This is a genomic window from Shewanella algicola, assembly GCF_014648035.1.
In the GTDB taxonomy this organism is placed as follows: domain Bacteria; phylum Pseudomonadota; class Gammaproteobacteria; order Enterobacterales; family Shewanellaceae; genus Shewanella; species Shewanella algicola.
In genome coordinates this window covers 14108-26681 of sequence record NZ_BMQI01000021.1, presented here as the reverse complement: position 1 = coordinate 26681, position 12574 = coordinate 14108, and the positions used below count along the sequence as shown (strand labels likewise).

Sequence of the window (12574 nt, the reverse complement as noted above, 5' to 3'; positions counted from 1 at the left end):
ATAATATTACCGGCCAGTAAATTGGTTTATCTGAATAGGTTCAGCGCGTTGTTGCAAGTATTTTTGCTCAAACTCTTCATGACATAAAGCATGCGAAAACCAATACCCTTGGCCATAGTCACAACCGGCAAACTCAAGTAACGCTCGCTGCTGCTCTGTTTCAATGCCTTCAGCAATGACTTTCATACCTAATTTATGCGCCATCACAATTATCGCTTCACATAGGCTTAAATCGTTACTGTCTGGCATTAAGCTGTTCACAAAAGATTTATCTATCTTAAGATAATCGATATTAAATTTGCGTAAATAAGAAAGTGATGAGTAACCGGTACCAAAATCGTCTAATGACACCTCAAGCCCTGCGTCACGATAAGCCATCAACTTAGCCTCTACATTTTGCTCTTTATCGAGGAGTAAACCTTCGGTAATTTCAATACAGATGCGACTTGGATTGACATGGTGCTCAGTTATTTGTGACAGCCAATCCTGCACATCGATGGTTTCATCTTTAAATTGTACAGGTGATTTATTAATGCTGATTTGAATATCGGCATTAAACATTTCTGTCCATCGTGCAGATTGTTTAACTGCTTGGTTAAATACCCAATTACCAATCTCAATAATCATTCCTGTTTCTTCTGCAATAGGAATAAAATCAGCGGGCGGTATAAATCCTATTGTTGGATGCTTCCAGCGTATAAGGGCTTCTGCTTTTATCACTTTTTCGTTGGTTAAATTCACAATCGGTTGATAATACAGTTCGAATTGCTGCTGAATAATGGCATTTTTTAACTCTTGTACCAACTCCATACGCTTTTGAGCATCACTTTGCATGGCGGGCGTGAAATAGTTAAATCGATTTCGTCCGTGGGTTTTAGCAGAATACATCGCTTGATCTGCGTTTTTAAGCAGTGCTTCGGTGGTCGTTGCATCATCAGGGAATAAGGTTATCCCGATACTGCCGCTAATGTAGGCCGTTTGTTCACCTAATGTATAAGGTTCAGCTAAACGTTTAAGCATTTGCCCCGCAACGCGCTCAACACCATGGTTATCATCTAAATTGGTTAACACAACCGTGAATTCGTCGCCGCCTAAACGTGCCACAACATCTGATTCGCGCACACAACTTTTTAAACGCTCTGCGGTTTCTAACAACAAGACATCGCCCATATCATGACCCAGCGTGTCGTTTATTTCTTTAAAATAATCTAAGTCTAAAAACATCAACGCAAAATGGTTATGTTGCCTGTCGCCATGCAGCACTTCATTACTGAGAAACTCCATTAACATTCTACGATTAGGTAATCCCGTTAATGCGTCATAATTGGCTTGGCGCCATATTAACTCTTCTGTTTGTTTTTTTTCTGTGATGTCAGAAAACAGCGCAACAAATCTGGCCTTATGCGCTTTGGTTTTGCTGATGGCATTTATGGTTAATAAAATGAGGTAGTTTTCGCCATTTTTGCGCCGCATCCAGACTTCACCGTGCCAACGACCTAACTGATTGAGTTGTTTATCAAGCTGGTCGTAAAATTTCCGAGGTTGTAATTCAGACTGAAAAATACGTAAGTTTTGCCCCTGGATTTCATCTCGATTAAAACCAGTAATCAGCGAAAATGCCGGGTTAGAGTCTATAATAATACCTTCAGCAGTGAATACACTCATTGCTTCACTGGAGTTTTGATATACGGATGCCGCCACACTTAATGACTCTTCAAACTGTTTAATGTCAGTGATATCACTTACCGTGCCACACACTCGCAATGGTTGACCTTTATCGTTTACGTCAACCACCTTACCCGTTTGCAATATCCAGCGCGTTTCGCCCTGTAAATTAGTCAATTGATATTCAATTCTTTGATTAATCGTATGGCCTAAACGAATATCACAAATAGAACGCAAAAACTTTATTTTATCAATTGGTTGAATTGCATCAAGCCACATTTTAGGGTGTTCATTTAACGCCTCAGTTGTACAGCGTAAAATGTCGGCGCTGAAGCGATTGGTGTTCATTGTGTGTTGAGCGAGATCCCAATCCCATACCCCAAGTTCACTGCTGTCGAGCACCAAATCTAACTGCTCTTTGCTCTGTAATAATGCACTTTCAGCTAATTTATGCTGAGTGATATCTAAAAAGCCTGCAATCACTAAAAAACCATTATTGTCAGTATTACGTCGACATACTACGGTGACATGGGTGTAAACAATCGAACCATCTTTCGCAACAAACCGCTTATCAATCTCATACTCGTCTAATAGGCCTTTAACCATTTTGTCGTAAAGCAATAAATCTTTGTTTAAGTCATCAGGATAGGTTAATTCTTCCCAGGTAAGCGCCTTTAATTCACTTTCGCTATAACCGAACATTTCACACAAATAAGGGTTCACTTTGAGCCAATATTTGGCTTTAGAGGTAATTGAAATACCTATGTTGCCAATATCAAATTGGCTGTTAAACAAAAAGTCTTCTTGCAACCTCACCTGCATATCGCGTTCACGAAACACCACAGAGCTAAACAAGCGGCCAATAACCATGGTCAAAATAGGGAAAATAACCAAAATGGGAATGGCAACAACCTTAATAGCATCGATACCAAGCTCAATGGGCAGTAATAGAAGAGATAATAACAACAAGAAGTGGAGTGCTAACCCAGATAAATAAAAGCTCAAGTAGCTAATATCATCCAGTTTGCGTTTAGCAAAATGACGCCAGACCAAGCCAAATAAACCGCTGAAACATAACATCGCAATGCCAACAAACATCCCAGTACCCGCTAAATTATAGCGATATAAGGCCATGCAACTTGCGGCGATTAATGTAGGCACAAAACCAAAAAATAACCCCGATAAGCACAATAACACTGAACGAGTATCAAATAACAAGCCTTGCTCAAACACTAATGGCGTCATCATGATGATAACGCCAATAATGCCGATCAAGACACCCATACCGAGTTGCCATAGTGTGAGGTGAGATTGGCGTTGATATGAGGGGAAAAGCGAATACAGGTATACCAACGCTAATAATAGCGCGGCATTTTCACAAAATGACAAAAAAATATTCAGATTGATCATCTACACAATTCCCTTACGCATCCCTATCGAGCTTAATTGCATCCTAGCAGCCTTTATTTAGTGTAGCAGAATCGAGCCAGAGTCTTGATCCCTGAATTACTTATACCGCATGAAAGCAGATAAAGAAATCAAAAATAATGAATCTCTGCCAATAGCTTAACGGAAAATATTACCGTCCGAGTCAATGCTCATGCCTTAAATTATTTCATGTATGATTTGCAAAGGATAAATATCGACGTGTAATGTTTATCATCTCACGCCTTACGTCTCATTTTTGTGCGTTATCACGCAAACAACCGCCGCAATATGGTGATTACATCTTCAACGATGACCAACGATTAAACCGCATATTTGCCTCACCAATGATAGCAATATCATCATGTTAGTAACAATATATCATTAAAGCGTTAATTTCATCGGCAAACAAAAATATCATTAGATCACACTTCAGCAAAAATCATGACCCATGTAGTAAAAGAACATATATTTAATGCGTTTCAGATCGATATTTTGCGTTAAATCACAAAACACATCGGACCATATTGGTACTTTTACTACAAATAAGATTTAAAATTAAAATAAAGGGGTACAACTTATGGCGACTAAATTCTTTATTCCAAGTGTCAATATTCTTGGCCAAGGCAGTGTTGATGAGGCAATCAATGACATTAAAGCATTTGGGTTTACTAAAGCATTAATCGTGACCGACAAACCACTCGTCAGTATTGGCCTTGTAGCTAGAGTACAAGACAAGCTTAATACCCAAGGTATTGAGGTGGTTATTTTTGACGGTGTTCAACCTAACCCAACAACCGGCAATGTCGCCGCTGGGCTAGAGTTGCTCACCAGTAACCAATGTGATTTTATTATTTCATTAGGTGGCGGCTCGCCGCACGATTGCGCTAAAGGGATTGCCTTAGTGGCAACCAATGGCGGTCAAATTAAAGACTACGAAGGAGTCGATGTCTCAACCAAACCGCAAATGCCTTTAGTCGCCATTAATACTACGGCAGGCACGGCAAGCGAAATGACACGCTTTTGCATTATTACCGACGAAGCTAGACACATTAAAATGGCGATTGTAGACAAAAACACCACGCCAATTTTATCGGTAAACGATCCAGAATTGATGTTAGAAAAACCAGCATCACTTACCGCTGCAACCGGTATGGATGCATTAACCCATGCAATTGAAGCTTATGTGTCTATTGCGGCAAATCCGATTACCGATGCTTGCGCCGTTAAAGCCATTGAGTTAATAAAAGCCAACCTCGTAAATGCGGTTAAAAAAGGTGATGACATTAACGCTAGAGAAAACATGGCTTACGCTCAGTTTTTAGCGGGTATGGCCTTTAATAATGCCAGCCTAGGTTACGTGCATGCTATGGCGCATCAATTGGGTGGTTTTTATGATTTACCACACGGTGTCTGTAACGCATTACTGTTACCTCATGTACAAACTTACAATGCACAAGTGGTGCCTGAGCGTTTAAATGATGTCGCTAAAGCCATGGGCGTTGATGTGAGTTCAATGTCTGCAGAGCAAGGGGCACAAGCGGCTATCGAAGCAATAAAAACCTTATCAGCAGCAGTAAATATTCCGGCTAACTTAACCGAACTCGGCGTAAAAGCGGAAGATATTCCAACTCTTGCAGATAACGCATTAAAAGATGCTTGTGGTTTTACTAATCCTAAACAAGCAACCCATGAAGAAATCTGCCAAATTTTTACTAACGCATTATAAAGGTTAAATTTAGCTTTACTTTTAACGCTCGCAGCATGCTGTGAGCGTTATTTTTATGAGCAGTGAACTATCGGCTTTTAAAGCAAATATCTAATGATGACAATAACTTATTTATAATTCAGCAAAAAGTGATGCATAGGTCTAAGTTCTCGAAATAAGCATTGACCAAAACAAAAAATAAAGACTATGATGAAATCACTTAGATAGCGAATAGGTAGGTAAATAATGACAGCAATCACTCATGTATATAATTACACCGTTCGATGCCCGCACTATAAAGAAAATGAACAACCCGCAACATGGCTCAACCATATCGAAGTTAATCAATCATGTGAAATCGCGTTAGACCGCATCACCAAATGGCATAATATTTCTGGCACAAAGTCTTTTGAACTCAATCAATTTGTAGTGAGAAAAGCTGACAATGAAGAAGCTTATTTTGCAATGCAAAGTAGTCGCTTAAAAAATGATGGCCATGCTTTAGTCACGTTTAAAATCCTGCTGGACCAATGTTGCCAAGATGCCTCACCCAATGAAATCATGAATCATTTAATTGAAGACTATCAACACCGTATCGCTAAAGTTGAATAAACCCATTTTTTAACCTAGTGATATTGTTGTATGGCTAGGCATTTCTTAAGGAGCAAATAATTCCGTTTATTTGCTCCTTTTTTGCCATTTAAGCAGCATTCGCTCGCATACCATGTGGAATAGGCAAACCATTTTCATTAATATTCACAAACACCATTTTATCGATAAAGGCGATTGGCGCGTGATTCACTTTATTGCGGATTTTACAACGCACTGTCACCGAACTCTGCCCTAAGCTAACCAATTCAAAACCAAACTCAACAATATCGCCAACATGGGCTGGCGCCATGAAGTTAATTTCAGAAATCACTTTAGCAATATGAAACTGACTGCGCATTTGGCAACTGGCAAAAATAGTCGCTTCTTCATTTACCCAGCTTAATAGCTGCCCGCAACATAGGGTTTGGCTACTATTAAGATGAATAGGCATAACAATATGACGTGTAAAATATTTCATAAGGACCTCGCGTGTTAATCCATTAATTAATGCCCTTTAGGCATATACCTCATAATGAGTAGCAACGATCAGGCCAAATATTTTAATTGTTTAAAATCAATACAATAAAAATAAAGAGATGAATAATTGAATTATATTGCTCAAATTAAATGCAACTTCGCACCAAAAAAATACACAGACCGGGATAGCGACTGTGTATTATTGAAATCAATTTCGCTTTACTTAACTAGCGGATAGCTTGCTTCAAAGCATTAACAAAAATACTAATGTCTGCGGTATTAATATCATTGTGAGTCACTAAGCGTAATTGATGGCTCGGGCTCAGCAATATGCCTTTATTCGCAAGCGTTCGTGCCAGCGATTGTGAGTTAATATGTTCAGACAAGGTGGCAAACACCATATTGGTTTGCACTAAACTCATATCAACCGTAAGTTCTGGTATTTCTACTAACATTTGCGCTAAAAGCTTAGCGTTATAATGATCTTCTGCTAAACGCTCCACTTGATCTGTCAGGGCTAATTTTGCCGCCGCTGCAATAATACCCGCTTGACGCATGCCGCCACCGAGCATTTTACGCCAACGAGTCGCCTTAGCTATTAACCGTTCATCACCCAGTAAAATCGACCCTATCGGCGCACATAACCCTTTAGACAAGCAAATAGATACAGAGTCAAAATACTGAGTAATCTCACTCATATTAATGCCTTGAGCAACCGCTGCGTTAGCCACTCGTGCACCATCAAGGTGTATTTTAAGGCCTCGATTAAAAGCCAAGCTCTGTGCCGCTGCCAAATAATCTTGGGGAAGCACTTTACCACCGATGGTGTTCTCTAAGCTCAACAATCGAGTGTGAGCAAAGTGCACATCATCAGGCTTAATTGCCGCTTCTATGTCAGTGAGTAAAATACTGCCATCAGCTTGGTTATTCAGAGGTTGAGGCTGAATACTGCCTAAAACGGCAGCACCGCCACCTTCAAATTTATAATTATGTGCTTGCTGACCACAGAGATACTCGTCACCTCTTTCACAGTGAGCCATTAAGGCAAGTAAATTAGCTTGAGTGCCAGAGCTGACAAATAATGCACCATCAAAGCCAAACATGTCTGCGGCCATCTCTTGCAAGCTGTTAACTGTGGGGTCATCACCGTATACATCATCACCCACTTCAGCTTGTGCCATTGCAGCACGCATCGCTTGAGTTGGTTTAGTAACGGTATCACTTCGAAAATCAATCATGGATTACTCTATTTTATCAAAGGCTAATATTGGGCCGACGAAAATATTATTGAACAGCGGCAATGTCTGCAAGTGCGGTTAATGCTGCATCATAATTTGGGTGTTCACTCACTTCTGCAACCAGTTCGTGATATTTCAATATGCCTTGCGCATCAATAATAAAAATCGATCGCGCTAATAAACCACGGTCTTTAATCAATAAACCGTATTTTTCACCAAAATCACGCCATACCGAATCAGACAGGACTTTAATTTTGTCTACGTTTTCAGTTTGGCAAAAACGTTTTTGGGCAAAAGGTAAGTCTTCACTTACGGTTAGCATCACGACATCTGCGCCAAAGTTAGCAAACTCTTTATTAAAACGTTTGGTTTGTAATGCACAAACACCAGTATCTAAACTCGGTACGGCACTAATCAGCACTGTCTTGCCTTTAAAATCGCTTAAACTCACTGGGTTAAATTTTTCATCAACAACTTTAAACAATGGCGCAGGGCTATTTATACTCGGTATTTTACCTTCGAGGGCAACCGGAGTTCCTCCCATTGTAATCATGGTTTTTTCACCAGCAAAGGCCAACGATCCCAACAAAAAAGTGGATAATACTGCCGTTATAGCTAAACGAGAAATTAGTTTCATAAAAACTCCTGATAAAAAAACCAGCAATTGCTGGTTTTTTTGTTAGTAAACATAGCGCCCGCAAATTATTTTGCTGGAACTTCTTTTACATGTAAATCCATTTGTGGAAATGGAATTTCGATTTCAGCTGCATCGAGTGCATTTTTGATTTGCTCAAGCAATTCAAAGCGAACTGGCCAGTAGTCACCAGTGCTAACCCAAGGACGTACCACAAAGTTAATAGATGAATCAGCAAGTTCAGCTAAACCAATTGTGTAACCAGGATCTTTCATTACTAATGAGTGGTTATCTAAGACATCGGCAATCACTTTTTTGGTTGTCGCGATGTCAGCAGTGTAAGACACACCAATCGTTAAATCGATACGACGCTTTTCTAATGCAGAATAATTAGTAATTGTACCGTTCATGATGGCTGAGTTTGGCGCGATAATGATTTTGTTGTCACCTGTACGTAAACGTGTAGAGAAAATAGTAATTTCATCAACTACACCTGCAGTACCTGCAGCTTCAATAAAGTCACCCACACGACATGGACGGAATAACACCATCAACACGCCTGACGCAAAGTTCGATAAAGAACCTTGTAATGCTAAACCAACAGCTAAACCTGCAGCACCAATAACGGCAACAAGTGACGCAGTTTGTACACCTACCTGACCCAGAGTGGCAATAATGGTAAATATAAATACCAATGCCCACGATAAGTTAGCCACGAAAGACACTACTGTTGCATCAACCTTACGGTTATTTAACACTTTAACGGTTAAGCGTTTTGCAACTCCAGCAAGATATTTACCAATAATAAATATAACAATTGCTGCTAACGCTTTTAGACCATATGTCATAAAGAACTCTGGTGCTTTCTCTATTAGTCCGTCTAAACCTTCTAGGTGTTCCATTTTTCTCTCCCTTAAATAAGCAGAATTATTCTGCCGAAATGATGAACTCAACTCTCCGGTTACGCTGACGCCCTTCTATTGTGGCGTTATCCGCTGCCGGTTTTTTGTTACTCATACCAACAACCTCAATGGATGTTGGTAGAAACTGATAATCATTAATCAATAATTGTTTTATTGATTCTGCTCTTTTTAGCGATAACGTCATGTTAACCGCATCATTACCAATATTATCCGTATGCCCTTCTAAACGAATGCTCACTTGAGGATGCAATTCGATATATTGCTGCACCCTAACTAAAGTAGGACGCTGGGTCAGTAATACATTGGATTTATCGAAATCAAAGTAGACGGGTTGAAGAATTGATCCGAAACAATCAACCGCGACATTCACATCGGGTTGTTGACGGCACTGCTCGGCAATTAACGCGGCATTATTGGTAATGGTGGCGCCGATTTCTGCTTCGTCAAACTCATCGTCGTCTTCGGCATCTTCATCAACGATAATAATGTCGGTATCAATACAGCCGTTAGCCATAACCACAGTATTGGCAGGCGTATCTTTGCAGGCATCTTTTTTATCAGGCACGCCATCAAAGTCGCTATCAACCCAAGCAAACGCACTGGTGACAAAACAACCAAACAAGATCAATGTCAAAGTTCGAACAATAATCATTAAAGCCCCCTTCGACATAGCATCGAGATATGTTAATAAGGCGTATATTAACGGTTTCTAGCTAGAATTAAAAGACAATACTTAATAATCAATACCTTGCAAAGCAAGTTTAATGTCAACACCATGAAACATCATAAGTTTATCGGCCATAAACGTAAAAACCGAACCGACACACGTAACTTAATTGCGCTAATTTTGCACAAACCATTAACAAACAAGTGTTTTTATTTTTTACCTTGAAACAATTCCTAACACGCTCAACCTCTCTGTTCCCCCCATTAACATTGACTTTAACGCCCCTAAAAGGGTATATAAGGTTAGCTTTTTGGTGTTTGGTCAGCTTTTAGCATCAAAATGACATTATTTCTTATAAAAATTAACCAATAAAGTCGCTAAACGGTGTTTTACTTTAAGTATTCTCTTTTATTAAGAGGGTGTTTTACTGGCACTGCTAGACGATAAAATGCAAACAAACTATTTCTGTGTCGACATTTTCGCACAGGCAATCACAAGCTTAAGGTGGAAGACTTAATGAGTGAAGCAAAACCACAAGGAACAATGTTTGGACACCCTAAAGGGCTGTTCTTACTGTTTACAACGGAATTATGGGAACGTTTTAGTTACTATGCTATGCGTGCGATCTTGGTACTTTATTTAGTCGATAAAGTACAAAGTGACCAAGCTGGAGGCGGCTTAGGCTGGACTGAAGCTGATGCATTATCTTTATACGGTACATTTACGGGTCTTGTTTATTTAACCCCACTTATTGGTGGATGGTTAGCAGATAACGTTTTAGGCCAACGTAAAGCGATTTATATCGGTGGCTTCTTAATGGCCGCGGGTCAATTTACCTTAGCCGCTCCACATAGCTGGATGCCTGGTTTAGAAACCACCATGTTTTATATTGGTTTAGGTACCTTAATCTTAGGTAACGGTCTATTTAAACCAAACATCTCTACTATGGTTGGTGATTTATACCCTGCGGGCGATCATCGCCGCGACGGTGCATTTACCATTTTCTACATGGGTATCAACATTGGTGCTGCGCTTTCAGGCTTTATTGTTGCCTGGGCTTATACTTCATTCGGTCACGAAGTTGTGATTGATGGACAAAGCGTATTTATCAACAACTGGCAAGCAGGCTTCTTCTGTGCTGGTGTTGGTATGATCATTTCGTTAATCATTCAATTCTTCTTTGCACAAAAACTACTTGGTGATATCGGTACTGTTCCAGCAGCCAAATTAGAGCAAAGTAAAAATGCTGCTGAAGGCAATACTCGTAAAGAGCCGTTAACTAAAGTTGAACGTGACCGTATTAAAGTCATTATGGTTATGGGTTTATTTACCATTATCTTCTGGGCTGGTTTTGAGCAAGCCGGTGGGTTAATGAACTTGTTCACCAACAACTTCACAGACCGCATGATTGGCTCATGGGAAGTGCCAACAACTTACTTCCAATCACTGAATGCTATTTTCATTGTTGTATTTGCACCAGTTATTGCCTCAATTTGGATTAAATTAGGTAAAAATGAACCTAACTCGCCAATTAAGTTTGCTTTAGGTTTATTCCTATTAGCTGTTGGCTTTTTATTCATGATGGGTGCTGTACTAGAAATGGGCGGCGACGCTTCTGTTAAGTCAAGCATGTGGTGGTTAGTGGGAGCTTACTTCTTCCACACTATGGGTGAGCTATGTTTATCACCCATTGGTTTATCAATGGTAACTAAGCTTGCTCCACTGCGTATTGCTTCATTAATGATGGGAGCTTGGTTCTTATTCATTGCAGCAGCAAACAAAATTGGTGGTTTAGTAGGTTCATTAATTGGCCATGGCGGCGCAGTTGAAGAACAATTAGCAAACGCAATGGCTATCTTTGCCGGTATCGCGATTACCGCGACTATCTCTGCGATTATCTTGTACTTAATGTCAGATAAATTGGTTGACTGGATGCATGGCGCTGAAAGCAAGCATGACACTGAAGAGCAAGCGCTAGAAGGAGAGATTGCTGTTACCGCTGAACATGAAGCAATTAAGCGTTAATAAAATCGACATTGAAGTGATGGCTTAACAACATATCATCACTAATAAAAATCCCCTCCAAGTTAACTTGTGAGGGGATTTTTTTATCCAGTCATTTCACTAGTGACAAGACAACTGCATAAAGCCACCCGCATTAATATCGGTTTGATAAACCAGCCCGGTAAAACGGTTTTCCAATAACTGTTGTTTATGTTGTTGATGATACGTACCAATGCACAGTTTTTCATCGTTCAACAATGTTCGTCTTTGCACGCCTGCTTGATGCCAATTCACATCGCCCAATTGCAATGCGCTAGGTAACACTAACGGCATTAAATGATTATCATGGCGTAGGTAACACCGTAAGCCATTGCCTGCCTGCCCCACAGACACCGTGTACTGTTGCAAATCAACACAAACATAGATGATATCAGTGAGAATATGTAAACCCGACCTCACCATACGCTTATTTAAATAGCCCAGCATGTTATCAGGTTCAATTAGTGTGGTGCTCAAACCGTTACGAAACAGCTTTAGCTTTTGATTGATGAAACTTTTAAGCAATACACAGCCAAATGCTGCGCTGTTATCTTCAGGATGAAAATGCGCCATATACATGACTAAATGACTGTCGCCTACCATGGTTGAATCAATAAAATATGCACTGACATCATTGTTTTTAAATAAGCTGTAATCAATAACAGCCCTGGGATAAAGGATGTGTGACGCGGGGAAAAGTTGTTGTTGTACACTCTTAGCGGCTTGAGCATTTTGTTCAAGCAATTGTAGGTTATCGGTTAACTCTAGGTAAGACAGCTCATTCATTTCGTGCAAGTGAGTTTGGCCGCTTGCATTCATTGGTGTCGCAGCGGTTAACATCGCTTGAATAATGGCCTGTTCAATTATGAACAAATCGGCAACCGGCTTGGTTAGATAGTCGCTAGCGCCAATTCTTAATGCTTCGACAACATCGGCCATTACATCATTAGCAGAAATCACAATAGAGGGCACGGCGGGATTGATATCTTGCATTTGCCTCAGCATGGGCAAACCACCGAGCCCAGGCAAGCCTAGGTCAGCAATAACAATATCAAACGTTGTTTGAGAAAAAAGTGCGATCCCCTCTTTACCGTCATGAGCGAGGTGCACTTTAGCTCCCTGACCTTGCAAAAAGTCTGCAACCACATGACGAAATATAGGATCATCTTCAACAAAAAGGATTTCGACATCAGTTAACGCCAT

The 12574-nt window shown here is 40.1% G+C and carries 10 protein-coding genes; 3 read left to right on the top strand and 7 right to left on the bottom strand.

The annotated features are described in order from the left end of the window. Positions 1-6 precede the first annotated feature (6 nt). On the bottom strand, positions 7-3072 hold the full coding sequence (locus IEY42_RS10680; RefSeq protein WP_373292820.1) for an EAL domain-containing protein: 3066 nt from the start codon (positions 3070-3072) through the stop codon (positions 7-9). Between the two features lie 598 nt (positions 3073-3670). Here IEY42_RS10680 and yiaY point away from each other — a divergent pair. Then, positions 3671-4819, top strand: coding sequence for an L-threonine dehydrogenase (gene yiaY, locus IEY42_RS10675; RefSeq protein ID WP_188925212.1), 1149 nt, complete (start codon positions 3671-3673; stop codon positions 4817-4819). A 225-nt stretch (positions 4820-5044) separates the two neighbouring features. Then, positions 5045-5410: a cytoplasmic protein gene (locus IEY42_RS10670; protein ID WP_188925211.1), complete on the top strand. Its 366-nt coding sequence runs from the start codon at positions 5045-5047 to the stop codon at positions 5408-5410. An 88-nt stretch (positions 5411-5498) separates the two neighbouring features. Here the strand turns inward: IEY42_RS10670 and IEY42_RS10665 are convergent, their stop codons facing one another. The 5 genes from IEY42_RS10665 to IEY42_RS10645 form a co-directional block, all read right to left on the bottom strand. After that, positions 5499-5867: an acyl-CoA thioesterase gene (locus IEY42_RS10665; RefSeq protein WP_188918998.1), complete on the bottom strand. Its 369-nt coding sequence runs from the start codon at positions 5865-5867 to the stop codon at positions 5499-5501. A 226-nt stretch (positions 5868-6093) separates the two neighbouring features. Continuing rightward, the gene (ltaE, locus tag IEY42_RS10660; protein ID WP_188925210.1) at positions 6094-7104 is read right to left on the bottom strand and encodes a low-specificity L-threonine aldolase; all 1011 of its coding nucleotides are present in this window, start codon (positions 7102-7104) and stop codon (positions 6094-6096) included. Positions 7105-7150: 46 nt separating this feature from the next. Beyond that, positions 7151-7741, bottom strand: coding sequence for a thiol peroxidase (gene tpx, locus IEY42_RS10655; RefSeq protein ID WP_188925209.1), 591 nt, complete (start codon positions 7739-7741; stop codon positions 7151-7153). A 65-nt stretch (positions 7742-7806) separates the two neighbouring features. Then, positions 7807-8640: a mechanosensitive ion channel family protein gene (locus IEY42_RS10650; RefSeq protein ID WP_188925208.1), complete on the bottom strand. Its 834-nt coding sequence runs from the start codon at positions 8638-8640 to the stop codon at positions 7807-7809. Positions 8641-8665: 25 nt separating this feature from the next. Beyond that, positions 8666-9313 (bottom strand): OmpA family protein, encoded by a 648-nt coding sequence (locus IEY42_RS10645; protein WP_188925207.1) that lies wholly within the window; start codon positions 9311-9313, stop codon positions 8666-8668. Positions 9314-9844: 531 nt separating this feature from the next. On the opposite strand from IEY42_RS10645, the gene IEY42_RS10640 reads away from it, so the two are divergent. Further along, entirely contained in the window at positions 9845-11353 is a 1509-nt protein-coding gene (locus IEY42_RS10640) for a peptide MFS transporter (RefSeq protein WP_188925206.1), read from the top strand. Between the two features lie 99 nt (positions 11354-11452). On the opposite strand, the gene IEY42_RS10635 is transcribed toward IEY42_RS10640, so the two are convergent. Further along, positions 11453-12574: a response regulator gene (locus IEY42_RS10635; protein ID WP_188925205.1), complete on the bottom strand. Its 1122-nt coding sequence runs from the start codon at positions 12572-12574 to the stop codon at positions 11453-11455.